We start from the raw sequence: 22295 nt of genomic DNA, 5'->3' as shown, positions 1-22295 counted from the left end.
AAGACCCGAATCCAAAACATAAAAACAATAGATGCTGGATCAAGTCCAGAATGACATAAAACCCGAAAACGTAACAATCAGGACCTTAATGACATTAACTAAAAAGGAGTTACAACAAAAGAACCGAAAACGAATGTCACCCTGAGCTTGTCGAAGGGTATGAAATTAGCAAAAAAGAATATGCTTCGACAGTACGTGTTCTGAGCTTATCGAAGTGTAGTCAAAACACTCACGAAGGGTAAAAAAACAAAAACTATAAAATGAAATATTATTATACCTATATTATCGAATGTAACGATGGCTCATTTTATGTAGGAATGACAAATGACTTAGAACGTAGATTGAATGAACATCAAGACGGACATAAACCGAATTGTTATACCTATAACAAAAGACCTTTGCGGCTCAAATGGTTTAAAGCATATACAAATCCAAGTGAAGCAATACTAAAAGAAAAACAACTAAAAGGATGGAGCAGAAGAAAGAAAATAGCGTTGATCGAAGAAGATTGGGAGCAATTAGTAAAATATTCGAAAAATTTTACTCAATTTAAACATACTTCGACAGTGCCTGTCCTGAGCCTGACGAAGGGCTCAGTATGACCGTATAGTTTATAATTATATAAGTGCTAAATATTATTTTAAAATGAAATACAAGCACAAAATGGAACACGTATGTCACCCTGAACCTGTCGAAGGGTATTCAATTTATAAGAATATACAGTACTAAAAAGAATATGCTTCGACAAGCTCAGCATGACAATGTTAATTATATTTGACTATCCTGAAAAACAAAAATGAACACACAAACCTCCTACATACCCTGTATTAAAACCCTCTTACTTATCATAGGATGTCTCCTCCTATCCACCACTCTATCCCACAGCCAAACCAAAAACGATACCCTGGTAGTCTATAGGCACTTTAAAAAAGCAGATTCGTTACTTTTTAATTGGCGGTTAGACAGTGCAGTTGTCTATTTTAAAAAAGCATTACCCATCTATCAAGACAACAAAAACTGGGAACGGGTTGCGGGGTGTTATAATAAGATTGCAGAAAGTGAAAGGTTAAATGGTAATTATGAAGAGTCTTTAAATGCTATAAAATTAGCTTTAGAAATTTGTAATAAATACTTACCAAAAAATAACGAAGAAGAAGCTAATGCATATGACAACATTGGTAATTACTACGCTAATTATACTTCTTATAAATCAAATCATAGTACTACTAAATCGTACTATAAAAAAGCATTTGACATAAGAAAAAAACTTTTTTTAAACACAGATATACCTAAACTATATTTACATCTTAATACTGGAAATTTTTTTCGATACCAGAATAAATATGATTTAGCATTAATACAATATCATAAAGCTTTATCCGTCGCTGAAAAATTATTAGCAATAGATTCACCCAAAATTGTAATTATTAATTACTTCATTGCTATTGTTTATAGCAAAAAAGAAGAATATGATAAAGCATTATTATACTTTAATAAATCATTAAAATTTTTGAATAAAGATAGCTTTCTAATGGCACATATCTATAGTCACATTAGTGTCATTTACAATAAACTTAATGAATATGATCAGTCACTCATTCTTTTAAAAAAAAATCTACTTTTTTTAAAAAAAGAAAAAGGAAAAGACCATCCTACAGTATTTATAATTCTTAATTCAATAGGTGTTTCTTACAAACATAAAGGAGAATATGATAAGGCTCTTTACTACTATGATAAAGCTCTTAGAACTGAGAAAGGTTTAAAAAAAAATAGGAAGTATACTCTCATTACTCCAAATATCTATAACAACATAGGAGTGGTTTATAAATACAAAGGAGAATATGAAAAATCACTATATTATTTAAAAAAGTCGCTTAATTATAATTTTATAAAACTTAAGCAAGCAAATACTACAAACTATGTAATCCAAATGTATAATGAAAAAATTGCTAGAAATCATAATAATCTAGGGAAAGTTTATCGTTTAAAAGGCGACTATAATCAAGCTTTATTATATTTAAACAAAGCACTCATTTTAAGGTTGCAAATCTTTGAAAATAATCATTCGGCAATAGCCGAAACTTACAATGATCTAGGAGAAACCTATTATGCTCAAAAGAAATATGATACTGCCTTAATGCATTATCAAAGAGCGTTGAAAATGAGAACATATCGGTTAGTAGAAAAACTTCCTGACATCGCTGACTCTTATGATAACATAGGAGACCTCCATTTCGACAAAAAAGACTATGTCAATGCACTAAGTTACTACCAAAAATCATTAGATATAAGGTCGACTTTATTTAATACCAACCATCCCAAAGTAGCACAATCGTATAATAGTATGGCAAAAGCGTATGTGGCACAAAACGACTACATTAAAAGTTTATCACTTTATAACAAAGCTATCAACGCCAATAAAAACCTACAAAAACAAGATGATACAGATCACTATTTTGATCTTAACATCTTATTAAGTTCGTTACAGGGCAAAGCCCAGGTGTATAACCAATTGTATAAACAAAGTCAAAAACAAGAATACGTAACCCATGCGATCAATGCCTATCAACAAGCTGATCTACTAATCGACCAAATTCGAGGTACCTATACTGCCTATCAAGACAAAGTAGCTTTTGCCAAAAAAGCCAAAACTATTTATCATGAGGCTATGGCTACACAATTGCAAGTATATGAATTGCAAAAAGACCCAAATGCGTTGGCACAAGCCTTTTATTATACCGAGAAAAGCAAGGCCAATACACTAAAAGAACTCTTAAACAATGCTAATGCCAAAAAATATACTGGATTACCAGATACACTGCTTACCCTGGAAAAAGAACTACGTACCGATAGAGCATTTTACCAATCACAAATCACTAAGGAACATGCAAAGCAAAAAATAGATTCCACAAAAATTACACGTTATGAAAATCAATTGTTTGAGACCACCCAACGACAAGATTCATTAACCCAACTCTTAGAAAAAAATTATCCTGCTTATTACCAACTGACACATCAAAAAAAGATATCCTCACTAAAAGATATCCAACAACAATTAAATGATCATACTACGGTATTAGAATTTTTTACTGCAGATACGCTTACTTATGTGTTTATCATTTCTAAAAAACAGGTAAGTGTACAAGAATTAGCAACTCCAAATCTTGCAGAACAAGTAGCAAAGTTTCGCGATTATATTACAGATAAAGACCTGGCGGCTTATAAAAAAACAGCACATCGATTGTATCAACAACTGGTGGGGCCTATACACAATCAACTGGTAGGTGATCAATTGATCATCATCCCCGATGAGTCGTTATGGCATCTTAATTTTGAGTTGTTACTTACCACACCTACATCCACCAATAATCCTGTTAAACTCCCTTATCTGCTTAGAGAGTATGCCATCTCATATGCCAATGCAGCTAATCTGATCTTTACCAAGAATACTAATAACTATAACGATGGTGAAAAAAAGCAGGAATGCCTGGCATTTTCATTTTCAGACAGTACCCAACTAGCAAAAAATAGTAATCAACCCCATCAAATGAGCCTGGCTACCCTAAGAGATTTGGGAGATGATCTACCCGGTACCCGTAAAGAGATCAAAGCCATTTCTAATATTATCGATGGGCAATATTATTATGGGTCGCAAGCCATAGAAGCAAATTTTAAGAAAAATGCAGGGCAGTATAACATATTACATCTCGCCTTACACGGTGATGTAGACCACGAACGACCCGAAAATTCGAAACTCTATTTTACCAAAACCAAAAATACTCTAGAAGATAATCTCTTATACGGTCACGAATTATTTGCTATGGATATTCCGGCAGAGCTTACCGTATTAAGTGCCTGTAATACGGGTACTGGTAAAATTGCCAAAGGCGAGGGGATTATGAGTTTGGGTAATGCATTTCAGTACGCAGGTACCAAAAGTTTGCTATTAAGCCGTTGGGAGGTATCAGACAATACGACCCCAGAATTGATGAAATATTTTTATACCCACCTTAAAAAAGAAATGAACAAAGCCAAAGCCTTACAACAGGCAAAATTACAATACCTCGCCAATGCCGATATACATCGTACCCAACCGGTATATTGGGCTGGTTTTTATCTGGTAGGTGACCCTGCTCCTATTCATTTTGAGGATAACACGTTGCTGTATTGGGTATTGGGTATAGGTGGTATCATAGTGCTTCTTTTGATTGGGTTTTGGTATAAGAAGAAAATTGTGTAGTTGATGATTGGATTTTGGGTATCTGGTGTCGGGTGTTTGGAATAGAAGGGGGATACTTCCGACATCTGACTTCTAGCTTCAAACCCACATATTCCTAAAATGTTCTCGATACAATCTGCTTAGGCAGATTACTCGAACAGACGGAGAAACTATTAACTTCATCTATCAGCTAATAACCATTAACCAAAAACTTCAACCCCATTCAACATTCAAGTAAATTACCTACATTTGGCAGCAATTCATCTAGCAATAAAGAATGAGTTTAATGAAAAAACTACGCCCCATTATGTTTGTGGGTACCGGTTCTGATGTTGGAAAAAGTATTCTGGTTACTGGTATATGTCGACTTTTACAACAAAAAGGATATCACCCGGCTCCTTTTAAGGCACAAAACATGTCACTTAATAGTTTTGCTACTCCTGATGGATTAGAAATTGGAAGGGCACAAGCCGTACAGGCAGAAGCTTGTAAAATTGCTTGTACTACCGATATGAATCCTGTTTTGTTAAAACCATCGGGTGCTAATAAATCACAAGTAGTTTTACATGGCAAACCTATAGGGGATCAAACCATTAAAGAATATTTTTTAGGAAACAATAAAGCAGAACTCTTCGAAGAGGCAAAAACGGCTTTTTTTAGATTACAAAAATCCTATACTCCTATTGTGATGGAAGGTGCGGGCAGTATTAGCGAGCTTAATCTAAAGCATAGAGACATTGTAAATATGCGAATGGCCCATGCTGCAGAGGCCGATGTATATCTGGTGGCAGATATTGATAAAGGCGGTGTTTTTGCTAGTGTGTATGGATCGATTGCCTTGTTAGAACCCTGGGAAAGAGAACTGGTAAAAGGAATTATTATCAATAAATTTAGAGGAGATGCTTCTCTTTTTGAAGATGGAAAAAAGACACTCGAAAAATTGACAGGAATCCCCGTTTTAGGAATCGTTCCTTATGCCACCGATATTTATATCGAAGAAGAAGACTCGGTTGGACTGGCAAAAAAGAAAACCACCACCACAGATGGGTTGGTTAATATTGCGGTGGTTTTATTACCCTATATTTCTAACTATACCGATTTTAATGTATTAGAAAAAGATTCAAGAACACATTTGTTTTATACCCGTGATCCAGAAAGTATTGCAAAGGCCGATATTATCATTCTTCCGGGGAGTAAAAATACGATTCAGGATCTTTTATTTCTTAGAGAAAAAGGAATTGCACAGGTTATACTAAGAGCATATGAAGAGGAAAAAATGATCATAGGTATTTGTGGTGGATACCAAATGCTGGGGAACCAGATCGAGGATCCATTGGGGGTAGAAAGCGAGGTAAAATCGATTCCGGGATTAGGAGTTTTACCCATAGATACTCAACTTACTGCAGAGAAAACAACAACCCAATGTAATTTTAAGTTTAAAGCGTATGCTGAAACCTGCTCTGGATATGAAATACATATGGGAGTAACTACTTCTAAGGACGTATCCCCTTTAAATAATATAGGGCAGCAGCCTGAAGGATATCAACAAAAAAACTGTTGGGGGACCTATATTCATGGGATTTTGGACAATACTGTTGTGATAGAAGATATATTACGACATTTTTCTTCAGAAAAAACAAGTACCCCTTTTGATTATAAAAAATACAAAGAAGAAAACTATGATAAACTGGCAGCATTGTTAGAAAAACATATCAATATTGAAGCTATAATCTCAGAAATGCAGCATACATTATGATATACGGACACGGCGATGATGGCTATCGATATAATACCTCGTTTAAAGCAAATTTTAGCTCTAACGTTTGGTACGAAGGGACTTCAGAAAAACTACTGTCTCATCTACAAGAACAATTAGCTACTATTGCCAGTTACCCAACTCCTAATGCAGATGAGTTGGCCACCAAAATTGCAGCTCATCATCAAGTACAACCCGAGCAAATTCTGGTGACTAACGGAGCTACAGAAGCATTTTATTTGATTGCGACTCTCTTTTTTGAAAAGTGGGTGGCTATAGGGATTCCTGCATTTGCAGAATATGAAGATGCCTGTGTTCGAAACCAGATGAAGATTAGTTATTTTAATCGATCCGAATTAACAACCACTTCTTTTGATGAGGATTTGGTATTTCTTTGTAATCCTAATAACCCTGATGGGTTTAGTACCTCAGTTTCAGAAATAAAAGAACTGCTAACAACCTATCCAAAAACAGTATTTGTAATAGACGAGGCGTATATTGATTTTACTATAGAGATTGCATCTTGTGTTTCGCTTTTAGAAGCGTTTGACAACCTGATTATCGTTAAATCATTGACCAAACTGTTTACTATACCGGGACTACGATTAGGCTATATTGTATGTCCAGAAACTATAAAAACACGATTGCAGCAATCCAAAATGCCATGGAGTGTGAATACGATGGCTATCGAGGCAGGGAAATATATCTATGATCATTATGAAGCAATGAAGCCTAATATGTCTGTACTTTTGAAGTATAGTAGGATGTTGCAACAACAGGTTAATGCGATAAACGGTTTTAAGGTGATTTTTTCGGCAACCAATTATTTTTTGGTAAAACTCGATACCCCCGATGCGGCAAAACTCAAAGACTATCTGGCGCACCATCATCAATTATTGATAAGAGATGCTTCAAATTTTAGAAGCTTGGATACTCACTATATTCGTATTGCCAGTCAATGTCCTCAAAAAAATGAACTCTTAATAAATGCATTGCAAGCATGGAGTATATAGTAATCATTCCTTTACTAATTGGGTATTTACTCGATTTGACATTAGGGGATCCCAGATGGTTACCCCACCCCATACGATTGTTTGGAAACTGTATTGCTTTAGGCGAAAAAAAGTTAAATACCTCTCCATTTAGATTTGTAAAAGGAATGATCCTTACACTACTATTGGTTGCTATGGTTGCCTTATTTTTTTACTTTGTGCAGCAGGCGTTATTCTCATATCCAGTGGCCTACTTTATTTTTTCTTCGGTCTTTGTGTTTTATGCCTTGGCAAATAAGAGCCTGATCGAAGAGGGCAAAGCAGTATTTAACGCCTTGCAACAAGGATTGGATCAAGGTAGAAAACGATTGTCGTGGATTGTTGGTAGAGAAACCGATCAATTAGATGCACAACAGATAAAAACAGCTGTTTTTGAAACCCTATCAGAAAATTTAAGCGATGGGGTAATTGCGCCTTTATTTTATTATGCTTTGTTTGGTGTTCCTGGAGCGATGAGTTATAAAATGATCAATACGCTAGATTCTATGATCGGTTATAAAAATGAGCGGTATATTCGTTTTGGTAAGTTTGCTGCAAAATTAGATGATGTAGCCAATTTCATTCCGGCCAGGCTCACTGCATTTTTAATGTTATTGGTGACTGCAAAATTACATAAGATTCCGTTTGTACTTCGATACGGCAAGCAACATGCCAGTCCCAATGCTGGATATCCCGAGGCAGCGCTAGCCGCTATTCTGGATTGCAAGTTTGGAGGTCCTAATTATTATCACGAGCAATTGATAGAAAAACCCTTTATAGGAACAAATGACAGAATCTTAAAGGATCATGAAATAAAAACAGTAGCACGTATTAATCAAAAAGTAACTTTTGTAGTTGTGCTATCCATAGGGATCATTTATTATTATATCTAAATGGGATCTACAAATAAAAGATATATCATTACCGGGGGGCCGGGAACGGGAAAAACAAGTTTAATTACCGAATTACGAAAACATGGATGCCTGTGTTATGATGAAGTTTCCAGAAAGATAATAATCGAACAACAAGCATTGGGAAGTAATAAGACTCCCTGGGGAGATCTTCCTGCTTTTGTAGATTTGGTATATCGACAAACCATAAAGGAATTAGACCACCCTGTTCAAAAAAATACGTTTGTAGATCGTGGATTGCCCGATAGCATCGCATATTTATGTGCAAAATCATATCCTGTTCCTGATTATTTATTAGATTTTTTATACAAAACCTATTATAAAACGACAGTCTTTCTGGCACCACCCTGGGAAGAGATTTATATCAATGACTCACAACGGCCTCAATCCTATCAAGAGGCAGTTTGTATTCATGAGCATTTGGTAATGATCTATCAAAAGTTAGGTTTTACTATGCATGTTTTACCTCAAACAACTTTAACAAAACGTGTAGATTTTATAATGTCTATTATTTAAACAAAAAAAGTATCTTCGCCGCCGGTTTATGGTTCTTTTAGATTTATATAGTTAAATCCATATTATCTGTTATGCTGAACTTGATTCAGCATCTTATTGGAATGTATACAGCCAATAAGATGAGATCCCAAATCTAGTTTGGGATGACATACATACTGATTTAGTTATAGTAACCTGAAAGATGAAAAGGGAATTTGGTGCAAATCCAAAGCTGTTCCCGCAACTGTAATACATAGTAAAGTTATAATCATTATGCCACTGTAATAGTACGAATTATTATGGGAAGGCGATTATAATTGTGTAAAGTCAGGAGACCTGCCATAATCTATTTTTTAATATTAACTCTCGGGTAAAGAGTTAGATATAGTTGGAGCCTTGTACAAAAAATGTATTAAGAGTTCTTTTTATTTCTATGCCTTTTCCCACTTAACTTTAATTTTATCAATGAAAAAAATTATGTTTTGTGGTGTATTGGTTTTGATGAGTCTATCTGTCTTTTCACAATCCAGTACTTCCATTTTAAAAGGAATTATTAAAGATGCGAATAGCGGTTATAATATTCCTAATGTCTCCATTACTTTACTAGAACAAAATAAAAGAACGACGAGTAATACCGATGGCCATTATCGATTAAAACTCCCAACAGGTACATACAACGTTCAATATTCGGCAATAGGTTATGCAACAATTACAAAAAAAATTGTACTAAAAGCAGCAGAGCAAATACAACATATTGGACTTCATTTTTCTGAAACCGAACTATCCGAAGTTATTATTCAATCTGATAAAAACAAGGAGATAGGTGTTAATAAGGTTTCGAAAATATCATTAAAACTGAGGCCTGTAAACAGCGCGCAAGACCTATTGAAAACAGTACCGGGACTTTTTATAGCACAACATGCTGGAGGAGGTAAAGCCGAACAAATTTTTTTAAGGGGTTTTGATAATGATCACGGTACAAACTTTGCTGTTTCTGTAGATGATATTCCTGTAAACCTGAGCTCGCATGCACATGGACAAGGATATGCTGATATGCATTTTCTTATTCCCGAAACAGTAGGAGATGCCAATTATTATAAAGGTCCTCATGAGGCTACTTTGGGAAATTTTGCCGTTTCGGGAGCTGCCTTGTATACAACAAAAAGCAGATTAAACCGCAATACTCTAAAATTAGAGTATGGTCAATATGATTTTGTGCGTGCGCTAGCAATGGTTACTCTTTTGGATAAAAAGAATTTCTTGTCAAAAAACTATGAGAATGCCTATATTGCTATAGAAGGTATCTATAACAAGAGTTTTTTTGATAGCCCTCAAAATTTAAGACGTTTGAATACTTTTTCTAAATATACGCTGGATATAAACGATAAAAATACCTTAACCACATCGGTATCTACTTTTCATAGCAACTGGAATGCATCTGGGCAAATCCCCCAACGAGCCGTTTTAGGAGGAAGAATAGATAGATATGGTGCAATAGATGATAGCGAAGGAGGGGATACAGAGAGAATACATGTAAACGTTCAGCTGGAATCTAGTCTATCAGAGAAACTAAGTTTTAAAAACCAGGTGTATTATCTTTCTAATATATATAATCTCTATTCTAATTTTACATTTTTTCAGAATGATCCCGTAAATGGAGATATGATCCATCAGTCAGAAAACCGAGATGTATTTTCTTATAATGGAAAATTTTCTTTAAACACTACGTTGGGAAATTTAAGAAGTAAAACAGATTTTGGTTTTGGCGTTCAGTACAATAATAACAAGACACAATTGAACAATACTATTAAAAGAGTACCTATAGAAACTGTTAATACTTTTAAAATAAAAGAAACCAACTATAGCCTTTATCTTAAAGAGCAATTAAAACTTAGCAATAATTTTACGATACTGGCAGGAATTAGAGGGGACTATTTTACCTTTAATTTAGAAGAGCTTTTACCAGAAGCTGATAAGGATAACAATGATGCTTTTAGATTTAGCCCTAAACTTAGTCTCTTCTATGATTTGTCCAAAAATATACAACTATACGCAAAAGCGAGTACTGGTTTCCATTCTAATTATACCCAGGCTGCTGTAGAACAAAAATCCATACATCCTTTACCAAAAGTAATAGGGTATGATTTAGGTAGCGAATTTAAAATAGGTAAAAAATTAGTTGCCAACTTAGCCTCTTGGTATCTTAAAAGTGATGCAGAATATGTATTTGTTTCTGATGGTTTTGAGTTTGAAAACAAAGGACGTTCAGAACGTATCGGTGCCGAGGTCTCGTTTAGATACCAACCATTATCATATTTTTGGTTAGATACCGATGTAAACTATAGTTACGGAACCTTGCTTGATGAACCCGAAGAAGCAAATAAAATACCTTCGGCACCACGATTTACTTCGACAGGAGGGGCAACACTTAGGCTAAAAAATGGGATTAATGGATCCCTTCGCTATAGATATCTTGCAGAACGACCCTTGGTAGAAGACGAATCTGTCATAGCAGAAGAGTACTTCTTAATAGATGCAGTAATTAATTATGCCAAACCCTCTTATGAAGTAGGAATATCTATTGAAAATATATTCGATCAAAAATGGATGGAAGCAGTATTTTATGACTCTTCAAAACTTCAGGAAGAACCAAACCCGGTAGAAGATTTTCATTTTACACCAGGAACTCCTTTCTTAGCTAAATTAAGCCTAACTTATTTCTTTTAATTATGGGAAAAAACATAGCAAAAGTAACATCAACCTTTCAATTTTGTGATGGGGGTTCGTGTCGAAAAGCAAAAAGTGAAATTGCCATACGTGAAGCAAGGGCCTATCTTCGTAATCAAGGATTATGGGATGATACCCATACCATAAAAACGAGATGTAATGGGCGATGTGAGGATGCACCAACCTGGATTGTACAACCGGGTAATTATTGGTATAAAAACCTAACTCCAGAAAAAGCAATTGCCATTGTAAAATCACATACCGAAAAGAATGAGCCTGTAGAAGAACATTTATTATATAAAGAGGGATGGTCTGTATTACTTACCGATAAAGAAAAAGTTGTGACCCCCCCAGTTTTTAAACATAAAACAGATCCCGAATTAGGAGATGCTCTGGTTGCAAGAGCTTTTGCGTCTGATCAACATCTATATCCGTTGTTACAGTATTTTTTTAGAGAGCCTAAGCCAATTGCAGTACGCCAGGATACCGAGCTCATCGAGATAAGCACTCCTCATCTGGTAGATTATTCTGATGATTATCAAGTTACTGTAAAGGGAAATGAGCTTGATTTACAATTAACCATCGCCGGAATCCCTAAAGATATTTCAGAGGAAATTGCAGCTCATAAAGTTAGTGTAGCAGAAGTGATTTGGCTTAAAAAAAGGGCTATCTTTACCAAGGCAATTCGGCTTAAAAATAAGAAAGGAAAACATCTGGTTACTTTCTGGATACGCGAAGAAGATCATAGAACCTGGGAGCATGTTTTGAAGATTTATTTATCGATGTCACCAGATAAGATTAGGATAGAAGAAGAAGCTAGTATAGAGTGATTGTATAAAAAGTTTAAAAGTTCACATAATTGAGTGTTAAGAACATAAGTATATTAGGATGTGGTTGGTTAGGATTACCCCTGGCGATTGACTTTATATCCAAAGGAATTAATATAAAGGGCTCTACAACAACTGCCGATAAAATTTCTACGCTTCAGGAACACGACATCACTCCTTTTTTGCTAACTCTTGGAGAGGAATCTAAAGAAGGATACGCCGATTTTTTATTGGATAGTGAGGTGGTGGTGATTAATTTTCCGCCAAGGCGAATTCCTAACATTATCAAAATCTATCAAGAGCAGATACAAAGTATATTGCCTTATATTTCGGCAACGCAAAAGGTGATTTTTATTAGTTCTACATCGGTCTATCAAAACACAAATGATGAGGTAACAGAGGCTATTGACATACATCCCGAAAAAGAATCGGGTAAGGCAGTTGCAGCCGTAGAGCAGTTATTGCAAGAACATCTTGAGGATCGTTTAACAATTATTAGGTTAAGTGGTTTGATAGGATATGATCGTTTGCCGGGTAGGTTTTTGGCTAATAAAAAAGATGTACAGAATGGCGATGCTCCTATCAATGTAATTCATAGAGATGATTGTATTGGTCTTATCCAGGCGGTTATAGAAAAAAAAGCATGGGGCGAGATTATTAACGGTAGTGCAGATCAACATCCAAAGCGTAAAGAGTTTTATACGCAAGCAGCGCAAAACATTGGACTTACACCGCCAAGTTTTAAGAAAGAAGAAAAAATTGCTTATAAAATCATATCGAATCGCAAGAGTAAAGAATTATTAGGATATACTTATGTACATCCCGATCCATTAAAATTAATTTAATCATGTATCCCGTAGCTATTGTAGGTGCCGGCCCTGGAGATCCGGATTTATTAACCGTAAAAGCCCATAGGCTTATTGAAGAGGCCGATGTGATTCTTCATGACAACCTGGTGTCTGATGCTATTTTAGAGATCAACAAGCAAGGAGAAAAAGTCTATGTAGGACGCAAATTTGGAGATACTTCTGATCAAATAGAACGACAACAAAGAATCAATGAGTTGTTGCACACATATCATCTCGAAGGTAAAAAGGTAGTACGACTCAAATCAGGAGATCCGTATGTATATGGTAGAGCTGCCGAAGAGGCCAGATATCTTACAGAAAAAGGAACTCCTTTCGAGGTAATTCCGGGTATTTCTGCAGCATTAGCAGCTGCCAATATTTTTAATATCCCCGTTACCGAGCGCAATAAATCTAATGCCATGCTTATTTGTACTGCGCATACTGCCGATTATTCTTTTGAGCAACTTACTGGTATTGCACATATGCTGAAAGCAGGAAACACGATTTCTATCTATATGGGATTAAAAAGTTTGCACAGGATCATTCCTAAACTGCTAGAGGTTTGTAAGGATACGAATATCCCTGTTAGTATTGCATCTCGGGTATCGCGAGAAGATCAGGCAATACTTACAGGTACCTTAGGAACCATAGAGGAATTGGTAGCAGAAAGTGATTTACAAATGCCTGCTGTGGTACTTGTTGGACCAGAACCAATACATAAATAATAAGGGCGTTACCTTACAGGTCGGGCTTTCTGTTACAACTCCTCTCACGCTTAGGCGTGATGCGGGGTTTTCACGACAATCCCTAACGCAAAAAAGAGATAATTTTAGCATGCTAATGAGTTAGCTACAACAAATACTTTATGAAAAAAAATATTTTACTGTTGGATTTAGTTATTTCCATATTCGTGTTTTCTCAATCTTATGCACAAGTAAAAGGGAAAACAGAATTTAATACTCCATATGGAGATAATGAAAATGTTGGAAAGTTTATTGAAATCAATGACGCAAAAATTTACTATGAAGAATATGGGAAAGGTGAGCCTCTAATTTTAATTCATGGTTGCGGAGCTAACATTAAATCAATGAAATATCAAATTGAATATTTCAGAAATAAATATAGAGTTATAATTGCCGATAGTAGAGGGCAAGGAAAATCAGAATTAAAAACCGATTCTATAACCTATAATCAAATGGCAAATGATTGGGAAGGGTTAGTGAATCATTTAAAATTAGATTCTATAAATATTCTTGGGTGGAGTGATGGAGGTATAATTGGATTAAAAATGGGAATCAATCAAAAAGTTAAAGTAAAAAAAATTGTAGCAATGGGAGCTAATTTAAGGCCTGATACCACAGCAGTAAACAGTTGGGCTCCAAATGAAGTAAAAGAAAATTTAATGAAAGTAAAAAAAATGATCGAACAAGGTGATACATATAAAAATTGGAATTTAGAATTGCAACTTGATCAACTTTTATTGAATCAACCAAATATTAGTCATTCTGAACTTAAGAAAATAGAAATCCCTGTACTTATAATTGCAGGTGATAGAGATATTATTAAAAATGAACATTCAGTTGAGATATTTAATAATCTTACTAAAGGACAACTTTGTATAATGCCTGGAACTAATCATTGGGCTCCATCAAATAAATCTGTAATATTTAATGAAATTGCTCATAAATTCTTATCAGAATCATTTGATTATACTAAAAAATAACTGTAGTTAACAATTTACTATATTGATTATGTACCTTTTAGGAAGTAAACGCCATAGGCAAGAAACGACAAAAAACAGATAAAACGAGCCAAATAAGGTTTTTAATATACATCGAAAATGATAGTTTGGTGAGTTCTATACTTATACTGAGCTAGACCTAAGTATGACATCTAAAACAATATGATAATCACATGAAAGAAGGAATATTACTTTGTGGACATGGTAGTCGAAGAGAAGCAGCGATTACCTCTTTTAAAAAACTGGTAACGATTCTTCAGGAACGCTACCAAAAAGATTATGAGGTAGACTATGGTTTTTTAGAGTTTAATCACCCTACCTATGAGGCGGCGGTAGAACGTATGTACCTAAACGGTATTCGAAAAATATATGCTTTACCGGTGATTTTATTTGCTGGGTCACATGCAAAAAATGACATTCCGTATGAACTAAATACGCTACAGAGCTATCACGACGATCTAACCATTACAATGGCAAAACATATTGGGGTGAGCTCCTTTTTGTTAGATCTTGCTGTTAAGCGTATCGAAGAAACTGAAGCCACCTTATCTCCTCTTGATCGTAAGGAAACTTGTTTGGTCGTGGTAGGTAGGGGTACAACAGACCCCGATGCCAATAGTGATGTTTGTAAACTAACCAGCATGCTTTGGGAAGGAATGGGGTTTGGGTTTGCCACCACCGCTTATAGTGGTACGGCATATCCCAAGGTAGATGAATCATTACAAATGATAGAAAAATTAGGTTTTAAGCGTACCATTGTTATTCCGTTTTTCTTTTTTACAGGGGTTCTATTAGAACGTATTTATGGTCATGTAAATGATATGAATATTTCTTCTGATCTTGAATATATCTATACCGATCCTTTTGGTACCGATGAATTGCTTATGAAAGCGTTTGACGAACGACTAGAAGAAGCCAAAACAGGAACTGCCTATATGAATTGCCAACTTTGCAAGTACAGAAAACAAGTAGTAGGTTTTGAACAAGACTATGGTAAAGAACAAATTGGTCACCACCTAAATGTAAAAGGAATTTTATTTGAAGAAGATGAAAAGCCGGGTGAAGTCAAAAACTCTTTGGGTAGTAAGATTAAAAAAGTATTGGGTATTTAATGAATACGAGTATCAGACATTATTATGAATAATTGCATATTCTGTAACATAGTAAAAGGAACGGCAAAGTCTTGGAAAGTGTATGAAACCAAAGATACATATGCTTTTTTAGATATTCATCCAGCTAGCAGGTATCATACTTTGGTGATCCCCAAAAAGCACTACACTAATATGTTTGATATTCCAGAAGAAGAGCTTGCAGCAGTGATCACTACTGTAAAAAAGGTAGTTAAGTTGTATGAAGAAAAGCTGGGATTTCGAAACATCCAGATCATAAGTAATTCTGGAATAGAAGCGCAACAAGAAGTATTTCACTTGCATTTTCATATTGTACCCAGAAAAAGAGGAGATGGCCAAAATATTAGACATAGTACGCATTCTGAGTGGGTACGTGATTTTGATGAGATGATAGAAAGGGTTAGGTAGTATACCAAGAATCACTTATTTCGAATCATTGATTATTTTGAACCTCTTGTAAGGTTGTAAGAAATTATCGTCTATTGATAGTTAACAATAAATAAAATCAATAGCATGATGAAAAAGAGTATAGTATTAATGTTTTGTTTGGCCATTATTGCAACTTCTTGTAGCAATGATGATACCAATGTTAGAGATACAGAAAGAGATATTACAAACTACTTAACTGTTAGTCTTGCATATGATGAACCGACAAAAACTTTTACATTAACTATTACCAAGGCCAATAGAGAAGCTTTACACAATCCAGGGTTTGTTACCCTAGGGATTCTCGTGATACACACTATGCCTAATGCATTATTTGAAGAAGGAATGCCATTAAGAGAAAATGGATTAGAAAGTTTGGCAGAAGATGGTTCTCCACAGGCAATTTATGATTGGTTTAATGAAGAAGGTTCGAACGGAGCTCCACTTAGAATATCTTCTTCGCATACTCCTTCTGCTCCAGGAGTAGCATACACATTTACAGAAAAAGATCCTTTCTTTACGCAAGAAGAGGCTGTAACTGCAGATAGTTGATTAGAAGAATTATCAGAAGATGGAAATAATGCCATTGCTTTAGCTTATTTAACAGATAACGGGATAAATGCTGTAGCTAGTCAGGAACCAGGAAGAGTTGGTCCTGGAGGAAGCTTAACTTTTACATTGGAGGCAGTACCAGGTGATAAATTTGGATTTGCGACCATGTTTGTAAAGTCTAATGATTGGTTTATCTCTTTTAATAATGATGGTGTAGCACTATTTAATGAAGATGGAAATCCAAAAAGTGGCTCAGATGATAGTATCTAGGCATATCTTTTTGATGCAGGAACAAAAATAGATGAAGCTGTTGGATTTGGAGCAAACCAACCACCAAGACAAGGTGATGCAAATACAGGAGCAGCCAATGAAAATACTAAGATTATAAGGGTAGAAGAACTCAACGATGAGCAATTTGGAAAAGGAGTAATTACTTCTGCCCCAGGCGTTGTTGCCTTAAATAATGAAAGAGAAAGGAGGTTATAATCTTATTACGGTAACGATTGAGCCTATCAACTAATTAATCTAAATTGTAATGGTTAACACTTAATCAGACAATTTTAGTAATTTAGTTTAAACCAATTTTACATCTGGTTTTATCTTCCTGCGATATTGAACAAAGGCACTTTTTGTAAAAGACTTACAACCTGAGAGGCCACGCTCTTTTTTCAAATACCCAACAAAGTTTTCTATTTCTATACACAAGCTTTTATTTAGAAAATTTATCATAAAGAGCAAAGTAGTTGAAAAAGATTGTTTCCTAGTTCTTGTAAAATCATTTTTCTGCACTTTAAAAGATTCTTGAAGTGAATTACTGAGAATCTCTTTCTGGATTTTTGAAAAGATAGAATACGGTGTTTTTTTTTTCAACATAATAACAGCTTGATAACTACATAAATATACGAAAATGCAACGTTAAAAACAACATTAAAAAACTGATAATCAGAAATTTAATATCTCAGCTTAATGACATTGAGCTTGCTCCGAGGTAGTTGACTTTTAAAAACTAACTAACTTAGGTATATTGCTATTTCTACTTGGAGTTACACATCCAATATCAATAGCCTTCTCGATATAGTATCAGTTTTATTTACACTGTTTTTTCTCAAAAAAGATAGGATTTTGTCTTCTTCTGGCTTCCCTTCAAAATTAGCCAGGACATTCTTTTTTGTGAGTTTAATAAGCTCTAGGGGAGCATATTTTGATTTAAAATAATAGGTAGTAAATAGTGGCCAATCTGGAACCATTTTTTTATTTTCTTTATAAATATGAAGGTAATTATTACATCCTAAAAATTCGCAAAAATTACCATTGGGTAAGATACTAAATTGAAAAGAATCAATTTCATGATCGGGATCTATATCGGCATCAATGACTGGTTTTAAGTCCTCGTACTTTATGGGGCTTGAAGCATAAAATAATGATGTTTCTAATTTATGAATGATTTCATAAGCTTCTAACTTATTCATTCCTTCTATTTTTTTTGTGATCTCGTGAAGTATTTGTTTATCGTTGGTCATGCTTTTTTTATTGGGAACTTAAAATTAATCGAGAGTAATTCCCCTATAATCGCTGATAATAGGGGAATATAAACCCACTAAAAACTTATCGTTAGTTCATAGTGTAAAGGCAATCACACCTCAACAAAATTTTATGCCTTTTTTATGTTCTTTATAATGCTTTTTTAAAATTATTTGAATAAAAAATCGATTACATTCTCAATCGAAAGATGGATTCATTTAATAGGGATAAAACTAAGTGTTGCTTTACTGAAAGAAATGCCAAAATACCTGACATTTTTTTTAATTTTAGGTATTATCTTGAATATGCATAAATACGGTAATTATCTTATTCTAGTCTATACTGCAACTTAAGAGTTTATAAAAGGATACACCAATTTTTTTAAATGCAATTTAATAGTTGAAAAAAGCTTAAACCAGTTCTTCATAAAAAAGTAAATTTTATCAGTTCTTATGGCATTTTAATAGCGAAGTTGTTTAAACTTTTTTTGGATTAAAAGCAAGGGTTGAAGAAATTTGTGTTGCGAAACATAAGTCAAACCAAAATAACCCTTTATGTATTTTATACTTGACAAAGATATAATAGAAAAATAAATTGTAGCATACCTTCCTCTTCCTAGTCGTGGATTTGCACCTACGGTTCCATTGGATGAGATAGTTAATGCAATACTTATTGATGAGTTTTATACCGATAATGATTGTGCTATAAAGTTATGGAGTGGTTTTAGGGTTTTATCTGTAGATAGGTCTTCAATTACCCTGCCTATTACCAAGGAATTGAAAAGAATTTATGGCGAAACAAAGAACCAAACCAACACCATTATAGTGCAAGCTAGGGCTTCGGTACTTTATGATGTATTGAACCACTATGTCCTAGATGGCATACTTTCTCCAAAAGACATTGGAGAAAGAGCTTTAGCATTAGGAAACTTATCTAACTGTAAAGAAAAAGACCTTATTATCTATGACAGGGGGTATCCTGCCTATGATTTTATCTATGAACATTGTAGTAGGGGTCTTGAGTATCTGATGAGATGCAAAGTTAGTTTCAGTGGAGTCACAAAAGCTTTTATTGACAGTGGTAAAATCTCTCAAATTGTTGAGCTCTATCCTGGAAAAAATGTTCCAGTCACAGAGAAACAATACGACAGAGATACTCCGATAAAAGTCAGGTTGCTACGAATAGAATTACCTAGCTGAGAGCTAGAACTCCTAATCACTTCATTATTGGATAGCAAAGCATATCTATATAAAATATTCAAGCAATTATATTTCAAAAGGTGGAAAATAGAGACTTTTATGATCAACTAAAAAATAAATTAAAAGTAGAGCATTTCTCCTGCTATTCTAATCAAAGTATTTTTACAAGATTTTAATGCAACTTTATTCATCAATAATGTGCAAACCTTAATTGTTAGTGACCTTGAAGAAGAGTTAAGCCAAGAAAAACAACAGACCAAATACCAATACAAAGTAAACACAAATTTATCTTACGGGTTTTTAAAAAACAGAATTATCAAACTATTGTTCTCTAAAACCGATATGGAAAATATAGTAGTGGAACTCAAAACATTATTCCGACAACATTTAGTAACAATAAGACCAAATAGAAAACAACGTCACGATACTGCAAAATATCGAAGAAGGGAAAACCAAAAGTCACTAAAAATCAGAAAGGTGCAATATAAAACCATCTTAACTTAATGACATTGGGAGCAAACTCAAGGCATCCAGCTGAAAAACAGTTTTTATATTTCGAGACAAGCTTCGGAGAATTAAATTCAACAATGAGGATTAAAATTGAAACCATAAATCTAATTAAGAGAGATGTTTTTTACCCAAGTAGCTAGCTCTACCTTAAAAATAGTAGCGTTTAACAATTCATGAATCTGAAAAAGTTCATTTTTACTTACTGCCAAATCTATTTTATCAGAAGGTGTTCTTAAAAGTAATGATTTACAATGCTGCATACGTGGGCATAAATTGCAGCATTGTGACTTAATAGTATGTATACAAAATTCTGAAAAATCCTTCAGTTCGTTTACGGTAAGTAAGAAACCTATCTCTTTAAACACTACTTGCACCTTTCTCTCTGTTTTCTCTTTTTCCTGTTTCCAAAAAAAAGAAATACCTATTTTGTTGCTATATATTTTATCTATATCATTCATCTTGAACATACATTTGATTCAAAAATAACAACTATTTAGATTAAATCTAAATAAAAGCAACTTAATTTATATCTTTTAAATTGAGTTGCAATGATACCTGACCATTCCATTCGTTTTCTTCTATTGTATATGCAGCCTTAAAACGTTGTTTATTGGTTATTAACTCATACTTTTTGCCAAGGTTAAAACCTATTCCTCCTATCGCTATGTCTTTCTTTTGTACTTTGCATTTTAAATGTTTTTGATCTCCACCAACACATTTTGCATATCCCGTATCTATTAGCCCTTGTGTCATAAATACAGGAGCCATATTCCCTGGTCCAAAAGGTGCAAATTGCTTCAAAATCCTATGAAATTTAGGGGTTATTTGGGCTAGTTCAATCTTTGCATCTACTACTATTTCGGGTATCATCAATTTTTTATCTATGGTAGCAGATACTACTTCTTCAAATTTTTGTTTAAAAGCATGATATTGGTCTTCTAACAACGTAAGTCCTGCTGCGTATTTATGACCTCCAAACTGCTCGATATAATCAGAACAAGCTTCTAATGCATTATAGACATCAAACCCTTTTACCGATCTGGCCGATGCAGCCAGTTTTTCCCCACTTTTTGTAAAAACCAAAGTAGGTCGATAGTATGTTTCTGTTAACCTTGATGCTACAATACCAATAACTCCTTTATGCCAATTTTCTTCATAAACTACGGTAGTGCACTTATTTTCTTCTTCATTTTCAAGTATCTGTGATAATGCTTTTTGAGTAATACTCTTATCTGCGTCTTTTCGATCACTATTATATGCTTCTATTTCGGCCGCAAATTGTAAAGCGGTATGTAAATCTTCTTCGATTAACAGGTTAACAGCGTGTAGTCCATGTTTCATTCTACCAGCTGCATTAATTCTTGGGGCGATCATAAAAACAACATCGGTTATCGTTAACGTTTCTTTTTTAGTCTGCGATAACATTGCTTTAAAACCAATTCTGGGATTCGAATTTATTATCCGTAACCCATAATAGGCCAATACTCGGTTTTCTCCGGTAATAGGAACAATATCTGCTCCTATTGCGGTAACCACCAAATCCAGATATGGTATTAAATCATCTATCGACTGCCCTTGATGGGTAGCCAATGCCTGTATTAACTTAAATCCTACCCCACAACCGCATAGTTCTTTATATGGATATTCACAATCGTCTCTTTTAGGGTCTAAAACTGCCACAGCATCAGGAATTGTATCTCCTGGTCTGTGATGATCACAAATCACAAAATCTATTCCTTTTGATTTTGCATATGCTACTTTTTCTATAGCCTTTATACCACAGTCTAACGCAATAATTAAAGAAATGTCATTATCATTGGCATAATCAATCCCCATATAAGACACCCCATACCCTTCTTGGTATCGATCAGGAATGTAGGTAGCAATATTAGGGTGTATTGTTTTTAAATAAGAGGATAGTAAAGCCACCGATGTAGTACCATCTACATCATAATCGCCATAAACAAGTATGTTTTCTCCATTGGCTATCGCTTTCAAAATTCTTGATACGGCAAGATCCATATCTTTCATCAAAAAAGGATCATGTAAATCTTCTAAGGCAGGTCTAAAAAACTTTTTTGCTTCATAAAAAGTTGTCACTCCCCGCTGTACCAAAAGCGAAGCAAGAATAGTATCTATAGTAAGTGCTTTAGCAAGCTCTTCTACTACGGTAGTATTAGGTTTTGGAGGCAATGTCCATCTCATTCGTGTGCTATCTATCATTAAAAAAACCAAAGTACAAAAAACATCAATACTGTTCTTGATGTGCTATTAGTTTTGCAGGGCAATTTCATTTAAAAAATGACCTGAGCCGTTATTTTTTTTATCTTTGACTTGTTGTCAAGTGCCTGACCATATACTGTCAGGGATATAAAAAAATGACAAATTCGCCCAATTCTAAA

20 protein-coding genes, 1 pseudogene and 1 riboswitch are annotated in these 22295 nt (G+C 34.4%); of the genes and pseudogenes, 17 read left to right on the top strand and 4 right to left on the bottom strand.

Annotated elements, in window-relative coordinates:
* Nucleotides 1-260 precede the first annotated feature (260 nt).
* From ABW636_RS03215 to ABW636_RS03145, 15 genes and pseudogenes are all read left to right on the top strand, one after another.
* Nucleotides 261-602, top strand: coding sequence for a GIY-YIG nuclease family protein (locus ABW636_RS03215; protein WP_367588511.1), 342 nt, complete (start codon nucleotides 261-263; stop codon nucleotides 600-602).
* A 194-nt stretch (nucleotides 603-796) separates the two neighbouring features.
* The gene (locus tag ABW636_RS03210) at nucleotides 797-4240 is read left to right on the top strand and encodes a CHAT domain-containing protein (RefSeq protein ID WP_367588510.1); all 3444 of its coding nucleotides are present in this window, start codon (nucleotides 797-799) and stop codon (nucleotides 4238-4240) included.
* Nucleotides 4241-4505: 265 nt separating this feature from the next.
* Nucleotides 4506-5975: a cobyric acid synthase gene (locus tag ABW636_RS03205; protein WP_367588509.1), complete on the top strand. Its 1470-nt coding sequence runs from the start codon at nucleotides 4506-4508 to the stop codon at nucleotides 5973-5975.
* A complete protein-coding gene (locus ABW636_RS03200) occupies nucleotides 5972-6988 on the top strand; it encodes a pyridoxal phosphate-dependent aminotransferase (protein ID WP_367588508.1) in 1017 nt (338 codons plus the stop codon). The genes ABW636_RS03205 and ABW636_RS03200 overlap by 4 nt, the downstream gene beginning before the upstream one ends.
* Entirely contained in the window at nucleotides 6976-7899 is a 924-nt protein-coding gene (gene cbiB, locus ABW636_RS03195; RefSeq protein WP_367588507.1) for an adenosylcobinamide-phosphate synthase CbiB, read from the top strand. Before ABW636_RS03200 ends, cbiB begins: the two co-directional genes overlap by 13 nt.
* On the top strand, nucleotides 7900-8433 hold the full coding sequence (locus ABW636_RS03190) for an AAA family ATPase (RefSeq protein ID WP_367588506.1): 534 nt from the start codon (nucleotides 7900-7902) through the stop codon (nucleotides 8431-8433).
* Between the two features lie 150 nt (nucleotides 8434-8583).
* A riboswitch (cobalamin riboswitch) is annotated at nucleotides 8584-8770 on the top strand.
* Between the two features lie 107 nt (nucleotides 8771-8877).
* Entirely contained in the window at nucleotides 8878-11139 is a 2262-nt protein-coding gene (locus ABW636_RS03185; protein ID WP_367588505.1) for a TonB-dependent receptor, read from the top strand.
* Nucleotides 11140-11141: 2 nt separating this feature from the next.
* Nucleotides 11142-11969, top strand: a complete 828-nt coding sequence (locus tag ABW636_RS03180; protein WP_367588504.1) for a (2Fe-2S) ferredoxin domain-containing protein — start codon at nucleotides 11142-11144, stop codon at nucleotides 11967-11969.
* 29 nt (nucleotides 11970-11998) lie between these two features.
* Entirely contained in the window at nucleotides 11999-12811 is an 813-nt protein-coding gene (locus ABW636_RS03175) for a Rossmann-fold NAD(P)-binding domain-containing protein (protein ID WP_367588503.1), read from the top strand.
* Between the two features lie 2 nt (nucleotides 12812-12813).
* Nucleotides 12814-13539 carry a uroporphyrinogen-III C-methyltransferase gene (gene cobA / locus ABW636_RS03170; RefSeq protein ID WP_367588502.1) on the top strand — a complete coding sequence of 242 codons (726 nt, stop codon included), beginning with the start codon at nucleotides 12814-12816 and terminating at the stop codon, nucleotides 13537-13539.
* Between the two features lie 140 nt (nucleotides 13540-13679).
* Entirely contained in the window at nucleotides 13680-14537 is an 858-nt protein-coding gene (locus ABW636_RS03165) for an alpha/beta fold hydrolase (protein ID WP_367588501.1), read from the top strand.
* Between the two features lie 191 nt (nucleotides 14538-14728).
* Nucleotides 14729-15667 (top strand): sirohydrochlorin chelatase, encoded by a 939-nt coding sequence (locus ABW636_RS03160; protein ID WP_367588500.1) that lies wholly within the window; start codon nucleotides 14729-14731, stop codon nucleotides 15665-15667.
* Between the two features lie 24 nt (nucleotides 15668-15691).
* Complete coding sequence (locus tag ABW636_RS03155) at nucleotides 15692-16093, top strand: HIT family protein (RefSeq protein ID WP_367588499.1); 402 nt, start codon at nucleotides 15692-15694, stop codon at nucleotides 16091-16093.
* 105 nt (nucleotides 16094-16198) lie between these two features.
* On the top strand, nucleotides 16199-16663 hold the full coding sequence (locus ABW636_RS03150) for a hypothetical protein (RefSeq protein WP_367588498.1): 465 nt from the start codon (nucleotides 16199-16201) through the stop codon (nucleotides 16661-16663).
* A 12-nt stretch (nucleotides 16664-16675) separates the two neighbouring features.
* Nucleotides 16676-16933 (top strand): annotated as a pseudogene (locus ABW636_RS03145) (spondin domain-containing protein); the annotation flags it as partial.
* Here ABW636_RS03145 and ABW636_RS03140 read toward each other — a convergent pair.
* Nucleotides 16930-17067, bottom strand: a complete 138-nt coding sequence (locus tag ABW636_RS03140) for a hypothetical protein (protein ID WP_367588497.1) — start codon at nucleotides 17065-17067, stop codon at nucleotides 16930-16932. The pseudogene ABW636_RS03145 and the gene ABW636_RS03140 overlap by 4 nt on opposite strands.
* A gap of 639 nt (nucleotides 17068-17706) precedes the next feature.
* Nucleotides 17707-18183: a hypothetical protein gene (locus ABW636_RS03135; protein WP_367588496.1), complete on the bottom strand. Its 477-nt coding sequence runs from the start codon at nucleotides 18181-18183 to the stop codon at nucleotides 17707-17709.
* Between the two features lie 645 nt (nucleotides 18184-18828).
* On the opposite strand from ABW636_RS03135, the gene ABW636_RS03130 reads away from it, so the two are divergent.
* On the top strand, nucleotides 18829-19383 hold the full coding sequence (locus ABW636_RS03130) for a transposase (protein ID WP_367588495.1): 555 nt from the start codon (nucleotides 18829-18831) through the stop codon (nucleotides 19381-19383).
* 198 nt (nucleotides 19384-19581) lie between these two features.
* A complete protein-coding gene (locus ABW636_RS03125) occupies nucleotides 19582-19887 on the top strand; it encodes a hypothetical protein (protein ID WP_367588494.1) in 306 nt (101 codons plus the stop codon).
* Between the two features lie 110 nt (nucleotides 19888-19997).
* Here the strand turns inward: ABW636_RS03125 and ABW636_RS03120 are convergent, their stop codons facing one another.
* Both ABW636_RS03120 and recJ read right to left on the bottom strand, forming a co-directional pair.
* Nucleotides 19998-20351 (bottom strand): hypothetical protein, encoded by a 354-nt coding sequence (locus tag ABW636_RS03120; RefSeq protein ID WP_367588493.1) that lies wholly within the window; start codon nucleotides 20349-20351, stop codon nucleotides 19998-20000.
* Between the two features lie 61 nt (nucleotides 20352-20412).
* Nucleotides 20413-22098 (bottom strand): single-stranded-DNA-specific exonuclease RecJ, encoded by a 1686-nt coding sequence (gene recJ / locus ABW636_RS03115; RefSeq protein ID WP_367588492.1) that lies wholly within the window; start codon nucleotides 22096-22098, stop codon nucleotides 20413-20415.
* Between the last annotated feature and the right edge of the window lie 197 nt (nucleotides 22099-22295).

This window comes from Aquimarina discodermiae (assembly GCF_040786235.1).
GTDB lineage: Bacteria > Bacteroidota > Bacteroidia > Flavobacteriales > Flavobacteriaceae > Aquimarina.
The sequence above is the reverse complement of the archived record's forward strand: the minus strand, read 5'-3'. Positions and strand labels throughout refer to the sequence as shown.

Coding starts and splice junctions, on each gene's coding strand:
- ABW636_RS03180 (WP_367588504.1), top strand. CDS start 11,142: ATGGGAAAAAACATAGCAAAAGTAACATCAACCTTTCAATTTTGTGAT.
- ABW636_RS03185 (WP_367588505.1), top strand. CDS start 8,878: ATGAAAAAAATTATGTTTTGTGGTGTATTGGTTTTGATGAGTCTATCT.
- ABW636_RS03190 (WP_367588506.1), top strand. CDS start 7,900: ATGGGATCTACAAATAAAAGATATATCATTACCGGGGGGCCGGGAACG.
- recJ (WP_367588492.1), bottom strand. CDS start 22,098: ATGAGATGGACATTGCCTCCAAAACCTAATACTACCGTAGTAGAAGAG.
- ABW636_RS03160 (WP_367588500.1), top strand. CDS start 14,729: ATGAAAGAAGGAATATTACTTTGTGGACATGGTAGTCGAAGAGAAGCA.
- ABW636_RS03215 (WP_367588511.1), top strand. CDS start 261: ATGAAATATTATTATACCTATATTATCGAATGTAACGATGGCTCATTT.
- ABW636_RS03205 (WP_367588509.1), top strand. CDS start 4,506: ATGAAAAAACTACGCCCCATTATGTTTGTGGGTACCGGTTCTGATGTT.
- ABW636_RS03150 (WP_367588498.1), top strand. CDS start 16,199: ATGATGAAAAAGAGTATAGTATTAATGTTTTGTTTGGCCATTATTGCA.
- ABW636_RS03120 (WP_367588493.1), bottom strand. CDS start 20,351: ATGAATGATATAGATAAAATATATAGCAACAAAATAGGTATTTCTTTT.
- ABW636_RS03200 (WP_367588508.1), top strand. CDS start 5,972: ATGATATACGGACACGGCGATGATGGCTATCGATATAATACCTCGTTT.
- ABW636_RS03135 (WP_367588496.1), bottom strand. CDS start 18,183: ATGACCAACGATAAACAAATACTTCACGAGATCACAAAAAAAATAGAA.
- ABW636_RS03165 (WP_367588501.1), top strand. CDS start 13,680: ATGAAAAAAAATATTTTACTGTTGGATTTAGTTATTTCCATATTCGTG.
- ABW636_RS03155 (WP_367588499.1), top strand. CDS start 15,692: ATGAATAATTGCATATTCTGTAACATAGTAAAAGGAACGGCAAAGTCT.
- cobA (WP_367588502.1), top strand. CDS start 12,814: ATGTATCCCGTAGCTATTGTAGGTGCCGGCCCTGGAGATCCGGATTTA.
- cbiB (WP_367588507.1), top strand. CDS start 6,976: ATGGAGTATATAGTAATCATTCCTTTACTAATTGGGTATTTACTCGAT.
- ABW636_RS03210 (WP_367588510.1), top strand. CDS start 797: ATGAACACACAAACCTCCTACATACCCTGTATTAAAACCCTCTTACTT.